The 15,883-nt window shown below is 65.5% G+C and carries 16 protein-coding genes; 13 read left to right on the forward strand and 3 right to left on the reverse strand.

Annotated features, from left to right (window positions below):
• Positions 1 to 9: 9 nt before the first annotated feature.
• The 5 genes from IB268_RS02055 to IB268_RS02075 all read left to right on the forward strand — a co-directional run bounded on the left by IB268_RS02055 (position 10) and on the right by IB268_RS02075 (position 5,786).
• Positions 10 to 1,047: an aliphatic amidase gene (locus tag IB268_RS02055; protein WP_054455211.1), complete on the forward strand. Its 1,038-nt coding sequence runs from the start codon at positions 10 to 12 to the stop codon at positions 1,045 to 1,047.
• A gap of 69 nt (positions 1,048 to 1,116) precedes the next feature.
• Complete coding sequence (locus IB268_RS02060; RefSeq protein ID WP_054455209.1) at positions 1,117 to 1,923, forward strand: CbbQ/NirQ/NorQ/GpvN family protein; 807 nt, start codon at positions 1,117 to 1,119, stop codon at positions 1,921 to 1,923.
• A 2-nt stretch (positions 1,924 to 1,925) separates the two neighbouring features.
• Positions 1,926 to 3,905, forward strand: a complete 1,980-nt coding sequence (locus tag IB268_RS02065; RefSeq protein WP_225591285.1) for a nitric oxide reductase activation protein NorD — start codon at positions 1,926 to 1,928, stop codon at positions 3,903 to 3,905.
• Positions 3,906 to 4,002: 97 nt separating this feature from the next.
• A complete protein-coding gene (locus tag IB268_RS02070; RefSeq protein ID WP_054455892.1) occupies positions 4,003 to 5,157 on the forward strand; it encodes a transporter substrate-binding domain-containing protein in 1,155 nt (384 codons plus the stop codon).
• Positions 5,157 to 5,786, forward strand: coding sequence for an ANTAR domain-containing response regulator (locus IB268_RS02075; protein ID WP_054455204.1), 630 nt, complete (start codon positions 5,157 to 5,159; stop codon positions 5,784 to 5,786). Before IB268_RS02070 ends, IB268_RS02075 begins: the two co-directional genes overlap by 1 nt.
• A 16-nt stretch (positions 5,787 to 5,802) precedes the next feature.
• On the opposite strand, the gene IB268_RS02080 is transcribed toward IB268_RS02075, so the two are convergent.
• Positions 5,803 to 6,564 (reverse strand): aspartate/glutamate racemase family protein, encoded by a 762-nt coding sequence (locus IB268_RS02080; RefSeq protein WP_054455202.1) that lies wholly within the window; start codon positions 6,562 to 6,564, stop codon positions 5,803 to 5,805.
• A 238-nt stretch (positions 6,565 to 6,802) separates the two neighbouring features.
• Between IB268_RS02080 and IB268_RS02085 the strand changes: the two genes are divergently transcribed.
• Positions 6,803 to 7,684 carry a LysR substrate-binding domain-containing protein gene (locus IB268_RS02085; RefSeq protein ID WP_054455200.1) on the forward strand — a complete coding sequence of 294 codons (882 nt, stop codon included), beginning with the start codon at positions 6,803 to 6,805 and terminating at the stop codon, positions 7,682 to 7,684.
• Between the two features lie 449 nt (positions 7,685 to 8,133).
• Here IB268_RS02085 and IB268_RS02090 read toward each other — a convergent pair whose 3' ends face one another.
• A complete protein-coding gene (locus IB268_RS02090) occupies positions 8,134 to 9,912 on the reverse strand; it encodes a M61 family metallopeptidase (RefSeq protein ID WP_370539839.1) in 1,779 nt (592 codons plus the stop codon).
• Between the two features lie 31 nt (positions 9,913 to 9,943).
• On the opposite strand from IB268_RS02090, the gene IB268_RS02095 reads away from it, so the two are divergent.
• Positions 9,944 to 10,720, forward strand: coding sequence for an enoyl-CoA hydratase (locus tag IB268_RS02095; RefSeq protein WP_054455195.1), 777 nt, complete (start codon positions 9,944 to 9,946; stop codon positions 10,718 to 10,720).
• Here IB268_RS02095 and IB268_RS02100 read toward each other — a convergent pair.
• Positions 10,717 to 10,977, reverse strand: a complete 261-nt coding sequence (locus IB268_RS02100; RefSeq protein WP_119452131.1) for a hypothetical protein — start codon at positions 10,975 to 10,977, stop codon at positions 10,717 to 10,719. The genes IB268_RS02095 and IB268_RS02100 overlap by 4 nt on opposite strands.
• Between IB268_RS02100 and IB268_RS02105 the strand changes: the two genes are divergently transcribed.
• The 6 genes from IB268_RS02105 (at position 10,976) to IB268_RS02130 (ending at position 15,869) form a co-directional block, all read left to right on the forward strand.
• On the forward strand, positions 10,976 to 12,526 hold the full coding sequence (locus tag IB268_RS02105) for a DUF1254 domain-containing protein (protein ID WP_175212787.1): 1,551 nt from the start codon (positions 10,976 to 10,978) through the stop codon (positions 12,524 to 12,526). The two genes, IB268_RS02100 and IB268_RS02105, sit on opposite strands and share 2 nt — an antisense overlap.
• Before the next feature lie 434 nt (positions 12,527 to 12,960).
• A complete protein-coding gene (locus IB268_RS02110) occupies positions 12,961 to 13,377 on the forward strand; it encodes an ATP synthase subunit I (protein WP_367648175.1) in 417 nt (138 codons plus the stop codon).
• Positions 13,378 to 13,459: 82 nt separating this feature from the next.
• Positions 13,460 to 14,341, forward strand: a complete 882-nt coding sequence (atpB, locus tag IB268_RS02115; protein WP_054455191.1) for a F0F1 ATP synthase subunit A — start codon at positions 13,460 to 13,462, stop codon at positions 14,339 to 14,341.
• A gap of 118 nt (positions 14,342 to 14,459) precedes the next feature.
• The gene (gene atpE, locus IB268_RS02120; protein ID WP_003815363.1) at positions 14,460 to 14,702 is read left to right on the forward strand and encodes a F0F1 ATP synthase subunit C; all 243 of its coding nucleotides are present in this window, start codon (positions 14,460 to 14,462) and stop codon (positions 14,700 to 14,702) included.
• 144 nt (positions 14,703 to 14,846) lie between these two features.
• Complete coding sequence (locus IB268_RS02125; protein ID WP_013391129.1) at positions 14,847 to 15,317, forward strand: F0F1 ATP synthase subunit B; 471 nt, start codon at positions 14,847 to 14,849, stop codon at positions 15,315 to 15,317.
• Positions 15,318 to 15,329: 12 nt separating this feature from the next.
• Positions 15,330 to 15,869: a F0F1 ATP synthase subunit delta gene (locus IB268_RS02130; protein ID WP_054455189.1), complete on the forward strand. Its 540-nt coding sequence runs from the start codon at positions 15,330 to 15,332 to the stop codon at positions 15,867 to 15,869.
• The last annotated feature ends 14 nt before the right edge of the window (positions 15,870 to 15,883 follow it).

A 15,883-nucleotide genomic window follows, 5' to 3' on the forward strand; every position in this document is an offset into this window, starting at 1 on the left:
AGCATTGTCATGAGACACGGAGATATCTCCAGCAGCAACGATTGCGTGGGCGTGGCCGTCGTGAACTACAAGATGCCGCGGCTGCATACCCGCGCGGAGGTGATGGAGAACGCCCGCAAGATCGCCGACATGGTCGTGGGCATGAAGCGCGGCCTGCCCGGCATGGACCTGGTCATCTTCCCCGAGTACTCCACCCACGGCATCATGTACGACGCCAAGGAAATGTACGAAACCGCTTCGGCCATTCCGGGCGAAGAGACCGCTGTGTTCGCCGACGCCTGCCGCAAGGCCAACGTATGGGGCGTGTTTTCGCTGACGGGCGAGCGCCACGAAGAGCACCCGAACAAGGCGCCGTACAACACGCTCATCCTGATGAACAACAAGGGCGAGATCGTGCAGAAGTACCGCAAGATCATGCCCTGGGTGCCGATCGAAGGCTGGTATCCGGGCGATTGCACCTATGTGTCGGAAGGCCCCAAGGGACTGAAGATCAGCCTCATCATCTGCGACGACGGCAATTACCCCGAGATCTGGCGCGATTGCGCCATGCGCGGCGCCGAGCTGATCGTGCGTTGCCAGGGATACATGTACCCGGCCAAGGACCAGCAGGTCATGGTGTCCAAGGCCATGGCGTGGATGAACAACGTCTACGTGGCGGTGGCCAATGCCGCGGGCTTCGACGGCGTGTATTCCTACTTCGGCCATTCGGCCATCATCGGCTTCGACGGCCGCACGCTGGGCGAATGCGGTGAAGAAGACATGGGCGTGCAGTACGCCGAGCTCTCCACCAGCCTGATCCGCGACGCGCGCAAGAACATGCAGTCGCAGAACCACTTGTTCAAGCTGGTGCACCGCGGCTACACCGGCAAGATCAATTCCGGCGAAGAGGCCACCGGCGTCGCGGCATGCCCGTACAACTTCTACGCCAACTGGATCAACGATCCGGAGGGCACGCGCAAGATGGTCGAATCCTTCACCCGGTCCACCGTGGGTACGCCGGAGTGCCCCATGGACGGCATCCCCAACGAGGACGCCAAGCACCGCTAGGCGTGCCTGCCGACCATCCGGTCCGTCCGGCCCGTCGCGCCGGACGGACGATTCCCGAGGACATGAACCGTGCCGTCTCCGCTCGAAACCTACCGGATTGCGCAAGAACCCTTCTACCGTCCCTCCGGGCGGGAAACCGCGCTGTACGAACATGCGTACGCGCACCGGCTGCCCATGATCCTGAAGGGCCCCACCGGTTGCGGCAAGACGCGCTTCGTTGAGTACATGGCCTGGAAGCTGGGACGCCCGCTGGTCACGCTGGCGTGCAACGAGGACATGACCGCTTCCGACCTGGTGGGCCGCTACCTGCTGGACGCTGACGGCACCGCATGGCACGACGGCCCGCTGACGCAGGCCGTGCGCCATGGCGGCATCTGCTACCTGGACGAGATCGTCGAAGCGCGCCAGGACACTACGGTGGTCATCCATCCGCTGACCGACGCGAGGCGCATCCTGCCCCTGGACAAGAAGGGCGAGGTGGTGCGGGCCCATCCCGACTTCCAACTGGTGGTGTCCTACAACCCCGGCTACCAGAGCAGCGCCAAGGATCTCAAGCCCTCTACCCGGCAGCGCTTCGTGGCGCTGGATTTCGACTATCCGGAGCCCGGGCGCGAAGCGGAGATCGTGGCGCACGAGGCCGGCATAGACACCGGCTTGGCGCAGCGGCTGGTGCGCATCGCGCACAGTTCGCGCGAACTCAAGCGCCATGGGTTGGACGAGGGCGTGTCCACCCGCATGCTGATCTACGCCGGCATCCTCATCCGCGACGGCGTCAGCCCCGCCGAGAGCTGCGACATGACGATGACGCGCGCGCTGACCGACGACCCCGACATGGCCGCGGCGCTGCGGGCGCTGGTCGACGCGAACCTGGAATGAACATGCGAGCCGTCCTGTCCGCGGGGGAAGGGGCCGGCGCCGGCGCAGGCCTGGCCGGGACGCTGGATGACAAACTGCGCCGGCTGGCTGCGCGCAGCGGCGAGGACCAGGCGGTCCAAGCGCGGCGCTGGATCGACGCGCTGCACGGCGAAGACCCCGATTGCGCCGCCGCGGTGGCAGAGCGGTTCGACCAGTTGATGGCGAAGTTGACGGCCGGCGGGCTGGGGCGCTGGATGCTGGCGGGCCTGCGGCGCTACGAGCGCCAGCCCGGTCCTCTGCGCGCATATTTCCAACTGCGCGACGCCTACGCCCGCGAGGCCTTGAACGGCGAAGCAGGCGCGCCGGAACTGGAAGCCGCGCAGGCCAGGCTGGCGTGGCTCTTGTGCGGCCTGTCGGGCAGGGGCATGGCGGTCGAAGCCTTGCGGCGTCCGGCGCTGGACGGCCCGCCGTCGCGCCCCATCCTCGCGCCCTCGCACCTGCTGGTGCCGGACAGCTACACCGTGCTGGACGGCGCCGACCGCTGGGCGCTGTACCGCGCGGCGGTGGCGCATGCGGCCGCCCATCTGCGTTACTCGCCAGCGGCGCAGCCGGTACTGAGCCTCAAGCCCATGGGCGTGGCGGTGGTATCCGCCATCGAGGATGCGCGGGTGGAGCGGTTGCTGGCGGCCGACTATCCCGGCGTGCGGCGCTGGTTCCTGCCCTTCGTGCCGCCGCCGCCCGATCCGGCGGACTTGGGATTCGCGGCCCTGATCCAGCGCATGAGCCGGCTGTTGATGGATCCGTCGCTGCACGACGACAACCATTGGGTGAACAAGGCGCGCACGTTGTTCGAGGCGCAGGCCGCCGACCTGCGTGACACGGCGGCCTTCCGTCGCCTGGCGTCGGTGCTGGCGAATGACCTGGGCCAGATGCGGGTGCGCTTCAATCCACAGCAGTACGCCGTACCCGTGCCCTACCGCGACGACAACGCCTATCTGTGGGACTACGGCGACGCGGCAGAGCCGCCGCCTGAGCTGACCCTGGGGTCGCAGGGTGTGGCGCCCGAGCGGCGCGACGCCGCGCCGCAAGGCCAGGAGCAGCCCGCGCGAGCGGCCAGCGCAACGGAACTGGGACGCTACCGTTATCCCGAATGGGACTACAAGCTGGACCGAAGCCGGCCGGACTGGTGCACCGTGATCGAGAAGCTGCCGGGTTGGACCGGCATGCCGCCGCCCGCGCCCGCCGGACCCGCGCAGCGCCTGGCCCTGCCGCAGTCGCGCCGCCTGAGCCGCGCGCGCCGTCTGAGGCGCCAATGGGAGGGCGATGACATCGACCTGAACGCCGCGATCGAGGTCCTGATCGACCGGCGCCTGGACCTGGCGCCCGACGCCCGCTTCTTCATGCGCCCGGGCAGCCAGCCCTGCGCCAGCAGCACGCTGGTGCTGCTGGACCTGTCGGCCTCGGCCAACGACCTGGCGTCCGACGCAGGGGCGACAGTGCTGGAATTGGAGAAGCGGGCGGCGATGCTGCTGGCGCAGGCCACATCAGGCGAAGGCGACCTGATCGCCGTGCACGGCTTTTGTTCGGACACGCGGGCGGCGGTGTACTACTACCGCCTGCTTGAATCCGGCGCCCCGGTCGCGGCGGCGTTGGGCCGCATAGGCGGCGCCCAGGCCCGTTATTCAACGCGCCTGGGCGCGGCGCTGCGGCATGCCGGCGCACTGGCGCTGCAGGCGCCGGGAGAGCGGCGCGCCATCATCGTCGTCACCGACGGCGAACCCTCCGATGTCGACGTGCATGACCCGCGCTATCTGGTGGACGATGCGCGCGAGGCGGTGCTGGAACTGCGCGGGCGAGGCGTCAGCGTGCATTGCGTCGCGTTGGACGCGCAGGCCGAACCGCAGTTGCGCGCGATGTTCGGCTTTCGCGGTTACCGGATCGTGACGAACCCGGCGGCATTGCCGCAGGCGCTGGTTCGCGCCTATGCCAGGACCGCGCCATGACCACCCCAGGAATCCACGTGTTGACGGCGGCTGCGGCTGTGCTGAAACTGATGAACTCGACAAAGGATGGATGTCCGCGCCAGCGGGCCTCCCGATCATGGCAAACAAAGATCCTATCCGCGTAGGCGTGCTGTTTTCCGAAACAGGTGCCACATCGACCATAGGCCGGTCCCAGCTGCATGGCACCTTGCTGGCCATCGACGAGATCAACGAGGCGGGCGGGGTCGACGGCCGCGAGATCGTGCCGGTGCGCTACGACCCGAGATCGGACCCCGCCACCTACAGCGTGCTGGCTGAAAGACTCATCACGCAAGACCGCGTCAACGTCATATTCGGCTGCTACATGTCCAGCAGCCGCAAGGCCGTGCTGCCGGTGGTCGAGAAATGGAACCGCCTGCTGTTCTACCCGACGCTGTACGAAGGGTTCGAGTTTTCGAACAACATCATCTACACCGGCGCCGCGCCCAACCAGAACAGCGTGCAACTGGCCGAATTCATGACCGCCAACTTCGGCGCGCGGGTCTACCTGATCGGTTCGGACTACATCTATCCCTACGAGTCCAACCGCATCATGGGCGAACTCGTGCTGCAGCGGCAGGACAGCGCCAAGCTGGGCGAACGCTACGTGCCTTTGACCGCGACGGAACGCGACTACCGGGAGATCCTGGACGACATCCGCAACAAGCGGCCGGACTTCATTTTCTCCACGGTGGTGGGCAATTCCACGGCCTGCCTGTACCGCGCCTACGCGGACGCGGGCTTCGATCCGAAGACCATGCCCATCGCCAGCCTGACGACGTCCGAAGCGGAGATCTCCCAGATGGAGCCCGAGGTCGCCGCCGGCCACTTCACGTCCGCGCCGTATTTCCAATCCATCGATTCCGACATCAACCGGCGCTGCCTGGAACGATTGCGGCGGCGCTTCGGGCATGACTGCGTGCCCAATCTCTGCTGGGAAGCGGCGTATTTCCAGATGCACATCTTCGCCAACGCTTTCCGCGACACCGGCACCGACGAGATTGCGCAGATCCTGCCGCGCGTGCTGCAAAGCGAATTCCAGGCGCCCCAGGGCCGCGTGCGCATCGACCCTACCAACCACCACACCTGCCTGTATCCGCGCGTCGGCCGGGTCAACGGCAAGGGCCAGTTCACCATCGTGCGCGAGGCCACGCGGCCCGTGCATCCCGATCCGTACCTGGTCACCCATTCGCTGGGCGACTGGACGGCCACCCTGAGCTCGCTGGACATCTGATGGGCGATACCGCCAGCCGCCAGCGCGCGGAGCGCGCGACGCCATCCCTGCTCAAGGACCTGCGTACGCTGCGGATCGCCGTCTATCATCCCGACGACGCCGACGGCCGCCAACTGACGCAGCAGCTGCAACGGATCGGCTGTCAGGTGCAGACCTTCTGGCCTCCGGCGCCCACGTTGCCCGAAGGGCTGGACGCGGTGTTCCTGGCCGTGCGGCCAGATGTGATCGACCTGGGCTTCGAATGGGCCAAGAGCGAAGACGCGCCCATGGTCATCGCCATCGTCACCTACGAGAATCCGACCATCGTCGAGGCCGTGCTGCGCATCGGCGCGAAAGCAGTGCTGCCTTCGCCCGTGCGCTCGTTCGGCCTGTTGTCTTCATTGGTGGTGGCGCGCCAGGTCTACGACGACATCAAGTCGCATGCCCGGCGCCTGCGCAAGCTGGAGGGAAAACTCCTGGGCGTGCGCCGCATCGCGGAAGCCAAGAGCATCCTCATGCGCACGCGCAACGTCACCGAGGACCAGGCCTACGACCTGATCCGCGAGCAGGCCATGAACAAGCGCGTCACTACTGAAGAAATCGCGGGCGCCATCGTCAACGCCAACGAAATCCTTTCGCTGGGCAAGTAGGGCGCGCCGCGCAGCTTCAGTACTTGCCCGTCAGCAACTCGCCCGCGTTGGGCACGCGCGCTTCCAGGTCCAGCACCTTCAGCATGCGATAGACGGTGGCCGCGGCCGCCGTCACCACCGGCAGACCCAGGCGGTCCTGCACCGGCTGAATCGACGCCAGGGACGGCATCTGCACGCAGGCGGACAGCACCACCGCATCCACGCCGCGCGTGTTCAGGCGTTCCACGTGGCTGGCGGGCGCCATCGGATCCTGCGCGCCAACCTTCAGGTTGTCGGGAATCTCCAGCGACAGGCTGTCCTGCACCTCGATGCCTTCGTTCTCGATGTAGTCCACCACCAGCTTGGTCAGCGGCTTCATGTAGGGCGTCAGGATAGCGACCTTGCGCGCGCCGATGGCGTGCAGGCCCTCCACCAGCGCGCCCGCGCTGGAGATCACCGGCGCCGGCGCGCCGTTGTCCACCGTGGCCTGGTGCAGGCGTTCCTGCGAGACGCGGTGATAGCCGAGCCCTTGGCTCATGATCGCCACCAGGCAGGCATAGCCCAGCACGTCCACGCGCGCATCGGACAGTTCCTGTGCGCAACGGTCCGACTCCCGGTCCATCGACGCCAGTTCCGCCGCCGTCACCTGCTTCATGCGCATGCGGCTGGAATGGAAAGTGAAACGCTCCGGCGCGATGGTCTCGCGCAGGCGCAGCATGGCCGGGATTTCCGTTTCCATGGTGGTGTTGGAACTGGGGACGATCTGGCCGATGCGCAGGGCGCGGGGGGATGCGGTCATGGCGATGCTCCTCGAAAGGCGTAAGAGGGCCGGCCCGCGGCGGCGCGCGGGAACCCGGCAATGCGGAATACGGATGTCAGCCGGTGGCAGTGCCTGCGGCGGTGAGCGCTGGTCTCATGGCAGGTCCCCGGATGTTTGTCGTGTGCTCTATCGGCAAGGCTTATTCTGGTCGCCGGGAACGATATTTTCCAATATAGTTTTTATCTGGTTTGATATCTTTCCCAAATAACTGGCCGCCATGGAAATCCGCCAACTCCGTTATTTCGCCGTGCTGGCCGAAGAGCTGAACTTCACCCGGGCCGCCGCGCGCCTGCACATCTCGCAACCGCCGCTCAGCCTCCAGATCGCGCAGCTGGAGCGCGAACTCGAGGTCAAGCTGTTCGACCGCAACAACCGCCGCGTCACCCTGACCGAAGCCGGCGAAGCCTTTCTCAACGACGTGCGCGCGCTCCTCGCCAGCCTGAAGGACGCCACCGTCCGAGCCCGCGCCGTGGACCAGGGCCTGGCCGGCCGCATCGAGGTCGGCCTGTCCGGCTCGCACTTCATGGGCCCGGTTCCCGCGCTGATCGCCCGCTACAAGGCCTCCCACCCCCAGGTCTCAGTCCTGCTCAACGAAATGAACCCCGCCGCGCAACTGGACGCGCTGCGCGGCCACCGCATCGACGTCAGCATCTCCCGCACCGCCGTCGATGACGAGGAACTACAGTCCATGCCCCTATGGCCCGATCCCGTCGTGGCCGTGCTCCCCAAGGGCCACCCTCTGTCCGCCCGCAAGCGGCTGGCGCTCGGCGACCTCGCCGGCGAGGCCTTCGTCATGCTGCGCCAGGACACCTCCGCCTTCGCCCGCACGCTGGCCGAAACCTGCGCCCGCGCTGGCCTGCCCCTGTCCGCCGCGCAAACCGTCGCCGAAGTCCCGGCCCAGCTGGCTCTGGTCGCCGCGGGTCTGGGCGTGGCCTTGGTGCCGCGTTCCACATGCCGCCATGCAACCGACCGCATTGCCGTTTGCACGCTGCCCGCCGACATCTCCCGCGCCATGGTCTACGCCGTCACGCGCCGGCAAGGCAGGAGACGCGCGCTGGATACGTTTCTGCAGACGGCGGCGCAGATGAAAGACGAATGATGACGACCATGCGGCCATCGCATGCGCTGCGAGACAGTCAAAGCAAGCCAGCCCCCTGCTGCGCGCAGCGCCATCACCAATCGCAAGACACCGCATAAGCCCCAGAAGGCCGCCCGCGCGGCCGCCCTGGGGCGAACCCCGCAAGATCTCGCCACCCACCCAGACCGAGGCGAGAACCCCAAGCAAGCAACTCTTCCCAGCGCCCGCCGAGATTCAGACAGCACAGCCTGGCGCGGCGGCCCGGCCGGTGGCGCGGGGCGTCGATAAGCCCAAGGGAATCCGTAGGGAGCCGAAGGCGGACGAGGATGACGCAGGGGAAGTCCGGAGCGAACGCTCCGGACCGCAATCGTTGCCCCGCGCCACCGGCCGGGCCGCCGCGCCAGGCGGCCTTAAGAAACAAAAAGGGCCGTCCCAAATAGACGGCCCCCAAAGACGAACAAAGAAAGCACTCAGCCCGTCAACACACAATCCAAAGCCTCCGGCGCACCCAACCGCACCCGGAACTCCCTCAACTCATCCCGCCGGAACACATGCACAGTCACCCGATCCCCCACCCGGTACTGCGCCAGCAACAGTTCCAACCCCGCCGGCGCATCCACCCGCAAGCCGTCCACCGCCACCAGCACATCCCCGGCGGACAACCCGCCCTTATGCCCCGCGCCGCCCTCCAGCACTGTCGCCAGCACCAGCGATTCCCCCTGCTTGCGCGTACGCACATCCAGCGAAGGAATATTGGCCGCCGTCTTCCATTGCAGCTTGATGCCCTGCGGCTCCAGCAACTCCGCCAGCGGCACATCCGCCGTCCCATAGGCATGGCGCGCGATGAAGCGCCGCGTATCCACGCCAGTGGCTTCACGAATCAGCGCCGGCAGTCCATCTTCCGGCAACCCTTGCGGCTTGCCCTGATAGAAATCGCGTCCGTAGCGGCTCCAAAGCAAGCGCATCACATCATCCAGCGAGTGCGCGCCACCCGTTTCCCGGCGGATCAGCAGATCCAGTCCCAGTGCCACCAACGCGCCCTTGGTGTAATAGCTGACCAGCGCGTTCGGCGAATTTTCATCCTGCTTGTAATAGCGCGTCCAGGCATCGAACGAGCTCTCCGCCACCGACTGCTTCAACCGGCCCGGTGTACGCGCCACGCTGGTGATGGTCTTGGCCAGCAGCCGCAGATAGTCAGGCTGCGTGATCGCGCCCGAGCGCAACAGCAGCAGATCGTCGTAATAGGACGTGAAGCCTTCGAATACCCACAGCAGACGCGTCAGATCGGGCTGCGAAAGATCGTAGGGCACGAAGGCTTCCGGCTTGATCCGCTTCACGTTCCAGGTATGGAAGTATTCATGGCTTACCAGGCCCAGAAAGCCGCGATAGCCTTCGCCCTGGCCTTGCTGGCCCATCACCGGCAGATCCTTGCGGGCCGTCATCAGCGCGGTGCTGGCGCGATGCTCCAGGCCGCCATAGCCGTCGCCCGTCACCATGGTCATGAACACATAGCGGTCCGAGCTGTCCAGGAACGGCGCGCGCTTGCTGCGGGGCTCGAAGAACGCAATCTGCGTTTCGCAGATCTTGCGCACGTCTTCCGTGATCCGTGCCAGGTCCAGATTGGGTGCAACGCCCGTGAACACCAGTTCGTGTTCGGCGCCATGCGCCACGAAGCTCGAAACCTGTGGCGTGCCCATCTCCACCGGATGGTCGATCAGCGCGTCATAGTCCGGCGCCAGGTACAGCCCGAAACCGTGGCGGCGCGCGGCGCCCTTGTGGCCGCGCGCTTCAGGCAGGCTGGTGTAGACCTTCCAGCCCTGGATCGAGCGCGGCGGCGCCAGGTCCACCAGGCAGGGCAGATGGTCCTGGCCATGCACGCGCAGGAACACGCTGGTGCCGTTGAAAAAGCCGTGGGTTTCGTCCAGATGCGCGCCGCGCACCGACAGGTCCCAGGCGTAGACCTCGTACTCCACCCGCAGCGGACCCTCGCAGGGCGCGGCCTGCCAAGTGTGGTTGTCGATCTTCTCGACAGGCACGCGCCGCGTGCCCGAATAGGCCGTCAGCGATTCGATCTGGCGCGAGAAATCGCGGATCAGGTAGCTGCCCGGAATCCAGGCCGGCAGCGACAGGCGCTGGCCGTCGGGGGAGGGCGCGGCGATGCTTAGGGTTATCCGGTAGCGGTGTCCGGCCGGATCATGGGGCGCGAGGCGGTAAAGTAGCGGCAAAGCGTAGTCTTTTTCCATGGCCATATCTTACTTTCATACTTATTCGGAGACATCAATGAGCGAGTCGTTTGTGCTGGTCGAAACCCGGGGCCGCGTCGGCCTGCTGACGCTGAACCGTCCCAAGGCCCTGAACGCCTTGAACGATCAACTGATGGATGAGCTCGGCGCGGCCCTGCTGGCGTTCGAAGCGGACGCCGATATCGGCGCCGTGGTCATCACCGGCAGCGAAAAAGCCTTCGCCGCGGGCGCCGACATCGGCGCCATGAAAGACTGGTCCTACATGGACGTGTATGGCAGCGAATACATCACGCGCAACTGGGAAACCCTCAAGCGCATCCGTAAACCCGTGATCGCGGCCGTGGCCGGCTACGCCCTGGGCGGCGGCTGCGAACTGGCCATGATGTGCGACATCATCATCGCCGCCGACACCGCCAAGTTCGGCCAGCCCGAAATCAAGCTGGGCGTGATTCCGGGCGCGGGCGGCACCCAGCGCCTGCCGCGCGCGGTGGGCAAGGCCAAGGCCATGGACCTGGCGCTGACCGCCCGCATGATGGGCGCCGAGGAAGCGGAACGCGCTGGCCTGGTGTCGCGCGTGGTTCCGGCCGACAAGCTCATGGAAGAAGCCATGGACGCGGCCACCGTCATCGCCTCCATGTCCCTGCCGTCGGTCATGATGGCCAAGGAATGCGTCAACCGCGCCTTCGAAGGCTCGCTCAACGAAGGCCTGCTGTTCGAGCGCCGCGTGTTCCATTCGCTGTTTGCGACCGAAGACCAGAAGGAAGGCATGGCCGCCTTCACCGAGAAGCGCAAACCGGACTTCAAACACCGTTAATCCTTGTTACGCCCGGGCGGCCTGTCCGGGTGCACCAGGATCCGCCCCGCGCGCCCTCCCAGGGCGCGTTTTTTTGCGCGCTTCCAGGCCCATGAGCGGAGTTGCGCCTTGAAACGGTTCGGCAGCACCTTGTTGCAGAGTTCGGCCCTATCCTGAAAAAGCGTCACCGCGAGGTGCCGCGCCAGAGAGGCTTGCCCGAACTGGCAAGCCCGGCGCGGCGGCTCGCTTGCAGACAAAATCAATAAGGAGCCTTGCATGCGTACATCCATCGCTACCCGCCGCTGGTCCGCCGCGGTCCTTGCTGGCGCACTGAGCGCCTGCTTCGTCACCGCCGCCCAGGCGCAATCGCCGCGGCCTACTTTGCGCCTGGTGTCCGAGACGCCGTACCCGGCCGCCTCCGCGCCCGCGGCGCAGATGAGCGAGCAAGAGCTGCGCGACATCGCCATCGACGCCTATGTCTATGCTTATCCGATGGTGCTGATGGAGTTGGCCCGCCGCAAGGCCACCGCCGTGCAGACGCCGCTGGACGGCAAGGCGCCGGTGAACCAGTTCGGCCACAAGGCCGCCTTCCCCGATCCGCGCGCGGGCGACGTGCCCTGGCCCAGCGCCGACGCGCTCTATTCCAGCCTCTGGTTCGACGTGTCGCGCGCCCCGCTGATCGTGAACCTGCCCGCGACCGGCGACCGCTATATGGTGTTGTCGGCGTTGGACATGTGGAGCGACGTATTCGCCTCGCGCGGCACGCGCACCAACGGCAACGGCGCTCAGTCGTTCGCCATCGTCGGCCCAGGCTGGCAGGGCAGCGTGCCCCCCGGCATGGACGTGATCCACAGCCCTACGGCCACCGGCTGGTTGATCGGCTGGACCCAGGCGGGCGGTCCGCAGGACTACGCGGCCGTCAATCAGATCCAGGCCGGCATGACCGCCAGCCCGATGGCCGCGCCCGTGCTCGCCAGGCCCGCTGCCAACCGCGGTTCCCGCAGCGCCTATCCGCAAACGGGGCCCGGCGTGGGTTCGGCGCCGATCGGCAGCGACCTGCCGCCGCCTATGCCCGTGACGGTGCCCGACGGCACGCCGGCCGAACAGGCGGCCGGCATGGACGCCGCCTCGTTCTTCACGCTGTTCTTCGACGTGATGCGCAACAACCCGCCGCACGCCAACGACACGCCCATTCTGGACCGCATGCGCCGCATCGGCCTGGACAGCCGCCAGCCGTTCTCGTATGGCCGCCTGAGTCCGGCCGTGCAGCAGGCGCTGGCGCAGGCCCAGCCGTTGGCCGGCCGGCGCATCGCTGATGGCGTGTCGCGCCTGGGTACTCTCATGAACGGCTGGAGCACCGTGCTGTCCGGCATCGGTACCTATGGCACCGACTACACGCGCCGCGCCGCCATCGCCTATGCCGGCCTGGGCGCGCCGACGCCGGAAGACGTGCTGTACCCGGTCACGGTGTCCGACTCCAAGGGCCGCGCGCTGAATTCCGATGAAGACTATGTATTGCACTTCGACAAGGGGCAGTTGCCGCCGGTCAACGCTTTCTGGTCGCTGCACGTCTATGACGACAAGCACGGCTTCGCCGACAATCCGGCCAACCGCTACGTACTGCGCAGCACCGATGGCCTGAAGTACAACGCCGACGGTTCGCTGGACATCTACATCCAGCGCCGCGATCCCGGCGAGCGCAAGCGCTCGAACTGGATCGCCACCCCGGCCGCCGATGCGCCGTTCCTGCTCAGCATGCGCCTGTACTCGCCGCAGGATACGGCGTTGGACGGACTGTGGGCGCCGCCGCCGGTCAAGGAGGATTGATCCTGGTTTGATGGTATAAAGCGCGGCCTCCATGACGGAGGCCGCGGTTCATTGAGCAGGGTTTGCGCAGCATGCTGCGAGGGGTGATTCGCGTCCCTAATTTCGGCCGATCCAAGCGTTGTTTGCGCCTTACAAACGGCCGAAAGTTCATTTGCTAGGGTAAAAAGAATCACGCTATACTCTGCGGGTTTGACGCTTGCGGGATAAGAACACGTAGCGGCTGACAAGTAGCGGGCACGGTGTTGATGAGCCTTTTGAAATCAACGACTTGGCGCCGGCTATGGGGGCAGCTACGGGCAGCGAGACGCGCCGGTTCTGATAGGGGCAAAGAAGCAAAGCGAGGAAGTTTGATGCAACAGAACTCCATGCAGCATGAAGTGCGGCAGGGTCCGGTTGACGGTCAGGGTCAGCAGCAAGCAATGTTTGACCACGACATGACGGATAAAGTTCTGGTTCTCAGTGACGCGGATCGCGCGGCGCTGAATGCTCAAGCTAGCCGCGGGCTCCTGTTGGCATTGGCAGCGCAAGGTGCCATGGGGCTCGCAGCAGCAGTAATTGCGGGGGTTGTCGGAGGGGCGGCGGCAGGTTGGTCGGCGCTGGCGGGGGCGGGAGCGTATTTCATTCCCAATGCGTTGTTCGCATTGCGCCTGGCTGTCAGCGTACGGGCCGGTAAGGCCAGTCCCTTTACCTTTCTCTCTGGTGAGTTGATCAAGTTGTTCGCAACGGCGCTGCTGTTGTGGCTGCTTTCGCGTGTGACGCAGGATAGCCTCGTATGGCCTGCCGCGTTGCTCGGTCTGATACTCACATTGAAGGGCTATCTCCTGCTCTTGATGTTCCGCAAGTTGTCATAGCGCCGAGCAGGTTTACGGCAAACGAAATCGTGGAATCGTCCGGTTCGCAAGGGCCGGGCACAGCAAATAGGGTAGGATTCAAATGGCTGCTGCCAGCGACGTGTCGCCTCAGTCCGCGTATATTCAGCACCACCTGGTGCATCTGAACAATACGGGTGAGAAACAGAGCGCTATCGCTCAGTTCGACATCATCAACTACGACTCGTTGTTCTGGTCGGGCCTGATGGGTCTGATCGTCATTTTCTTCCTGTGGCGCGCTGCGCGCCGCGCCACCAGTGGCGTGCCGGGCCGTTTCCAGGCCTTCGTGGAAATGATCGTCGACATGGTCGACGACCAGGCCAAGGGCATCGTCCACAACGCCAAGAGCCGTCTTTTCATTGCCCCGCTGGCGCTCACCGTGTTCCTCTGGATCATCCTGATGAACGCGCTGGACCTGCTGCCCGTCGACCTGCTGCCCTCCATCTGGCGCCTGACCGGCCTGGGCGCTGAGCACGGCGATCCGCTCTACTACCACCGCATTCTGCCGACCGCCGACCTGAACGTGCCGATGGGCATGTCGCTGGGCGTGCTGCTGCTGATGTTCTACTACGGCATCAAGATCAAGCACCCGGGCGGCTTCGTCAAGGAACTGTTCACCGCGCCGTTCCACGCGCACGGCATCGGCGCCATCGTGCTGGCCCCGTTCAACCTGCTGCTGAACCTGATCGAATACGCCGCCAAGTCCGTGTCGCTGGGCATGCGGTTGTTCGGCAACATGTTCGCCGGCGAACTGATTTTCATGCTGATCGCCCTGCTGGGCGGCGCCTGGACCGGCTTCAACGGCGCCAGCATCGGCCTGGGCATCGGCCACATCCTGGCCGGCTCCATCTGGGCGATCTTCCACATCCTGATCGTTCTGCTGCAGGCCTTCATCTTCATGATGCTGACGCTGGTGTACCTCGGCCAGGCTCACGAAGGCCACTGATCCCCCGAATTTCCCATGCTGGCCACCCGGCCAGCATGGGATAGCAAGATTATCTTGCATTGAGCAGTACCCCTTATTTTTCAATTTTTGACTTCAGATTTCTAACCAAGGAGTTGTCATGACCAACGTCGCTTTCGTTGCCCTCGCTTGCGGTCTTATCATCGGTCTGGGCGCTATCGGCGCTTGCATCGGCATCGCACTGATGGGCGGCAAGTATCTGGAAGCCTCGGCTCGTCAGCCTGAACTGATGAACGCTCTGCAAACGAAGATGTTCCTGCTGGCTGGCCTGATCGACGCGGCATTCCTGATCGGCGTGGGTATCGCCATGCTGTTCGCCTTCGCCAACCCGTTCGTCGGCTAAGGCACCGCCCGCCGGCGAAAAGGCGGGTCATGACGCTGGCGGCGATGTGGGTGCAAGCTCCGTCGCCGACTAGCAAAGTATCGAGTGCTCCGTGACGCCCCTTTCCGGGTGCGGTCGGAGCCGCAAGGTGTTAAAGGAACGACCGTGAATCTGAACGCGACGATCATTTTCCAGATGCTCGTGTTCTTCGTTCTTGGCTGGTTCACGATGAAATTCGTGTGGCCTCCCCTGACGAAGGCGATGGACGAGCGCCGCCAGAAAATCGCCGACGGCCTGGCCGCCGCCGAGAAGGGCAAAGCCGATTTGGCTCAAGCCCAGGCGCGCGTCAGTCTGATCGAGGCTTCTGCCAAGTCCGAAAACCACGCCCGCATCATCGAGGCCGAGAAGCAAGCCGCCTCCCTGATCGAGCAGGCCCGCCGTGAAGCGGAAGCCGAACGCGCCCGCATCGTGGCGCAGGCTGCCCAGGATGCCGCGCAGGAAGTCCAGCGCGCCCGCGACCTGCTGCGCGACGACGTCGCTGCGCTGGCCGTCAAGGGTGCTGAACAGATCCTCAAGCGCGAGGTTGACGCCCGCGCACACGCCGAGCTGCTCAACCAGCTCCGCGCGCAGCTTTAATCCGGGACCGTCATGGCTGAACTTTCCACTGTTGCCCGGCCCTACGCTGAAGCGCTCTTCAGCGCGGCGCGCGACGACCGCGCCGGCTTGCCGGCCTGGTCCGATCTGGTCAGCGAACTGGCTCAGGTCGCCTCCAACCCCGACGTGCGCGAGGCCATGGCCGACCCGCGTCTGGGCGACAAGCAGCGCGTCGAGCTGTTCTCCGGCCTGGTAAAGGCCGAACTGCCTCAAGCCGCCCGCAATTTCATCGAGCTGCTGGTCGAAAACGACCGGCTGCTGCTGCTGCCCGACATCGCCGCGCAATTCGCGGTGCTGCGGAATCGTCACGACGGCACGGCGCAGGCGGAAATTACCAGCGCGTTCGAAATGAGCGATGCCCAGGTCAAAGAACTGGTCAGCGCGCTCGAACAAAAATTCGGCCTCAAGCTCAAGCCCAGCGTCACCGTTGATCCGTCGCTGATCGGCGGCGTGCGCGTGGCCGTCGGTGACCAGGTGCTCGATACTTCCGTACAAGCCCAATTGGCCCGCATGCGCGATCAGCTCGCCGCTTAAGGCAACTAACAGGA

The organism is Achromobacter sp. ACM01, assembly GCF_014851745.1.
GTDB lineage: Bacteria > Pseudomonadota > Gammaproteobacteria > Burkholderiales > Burkholderiaceae_B > Achromobacter > Achromobacter aegrifaciens.

Bases quoted from the DNA above. Each gene is read 5' to 3' on its own strand.
- atpB (WP_054455191.1), top strand. From the start codon at position 13,460: ATGGCTGCTGCCAGCGACGTGTCGCCTCAGTCCGCGTATATTCAGCAC.
- IB268_RS02100 (WP_119452131.1), bottom strand. From the start codon at position 10,977: ATGCAAGGCTCCTTATTGATTTTGTCTGCAAGCGAGCCGCCGCGCCGG.
- IB268_RS02055 (WP_054455211.1), top strand. From the start codon at position 10: ATGAGACACGGAGATATCTCCAGCAGCAACGATTGCGTGGGCGTGGCC.
- IB268_RS02110 (WP_367648175.1), top strand. From the start codon at position 12,961: ATGACGGATAAAGTTCTGGTTCTCAGTGACGCGGATCGCGCGGCGCTG.
- IB268_RS02075 (WP_054455204.1), top strand. From the start codon at position 5,157: ATGGGCGATACCGCCAGCCGCCAGCGCGCGGAGCGCGCGACGCCATCC.
- IB268_RS02080 (WP_054455202.1), bottom strand. From the start codon at position 6,564: ATGACCGCATCCCCCCGCGCCCTGCGCATCGGCCAGATCGTCCCCAGT.
- IB268_RS02130 (WP_054455189.1), top strand. From the start codon at position 15,330: ATGGCTGAACTTTCCACTGTTGCCCGGCCCTACGCTGAAGCGCTCTTC.
- IB268_RS02095 (WP_054455195.1), top strand. From the start codon at position 9,944: ATGAGCGAGTCGTTTGTGCTGGTCGAAACCCGGGGCCGCGTCGGCCTG.
- IB268_RS02105 (WP_175212787.1), top strand. From the start codon at position 10,976: ATGCGTACATCCATCGCTACCCGCCGCTGGTCCGCCGCGGTCCTTGCT.
- IB268_RS02070 (WP_054455892.1), top strand. From the start codon at position 4,003: ATGGCAAACAAAGATCCTATCCGCGTAGGCGTGCTGTTTTCCGAAACA.
- IB268_RS02065 (WP_225591285.1), top strand. From the start codon at position 1,926: ATGCGAGCCGTCCTGTCCGCGGGGGAAGGGGCCGGCGCCGGCGCAGGC.
- IB268_RS02085 (WP_054455200.1), top strand. From the start codon at position 6,803: ATGGAAATCCGCCAACTCCGTTATTTCGCCGTGCTGGCCGAAGAGCTG.
- IB268_RS02090 (WP_370539839.1), bottom strand. From the start codon at position 9,912: ATGGCCATGGAAAAAGACTACGCTTTGCCGCTACTTTACCGCCTCGCG.
- atpE (WP_003815363.1), top strand. From the start codon at position 14,460: ATGACCAACGTCGCTTTCGTTGCCCTCGCTTGCGGTCTTATCATCGGT.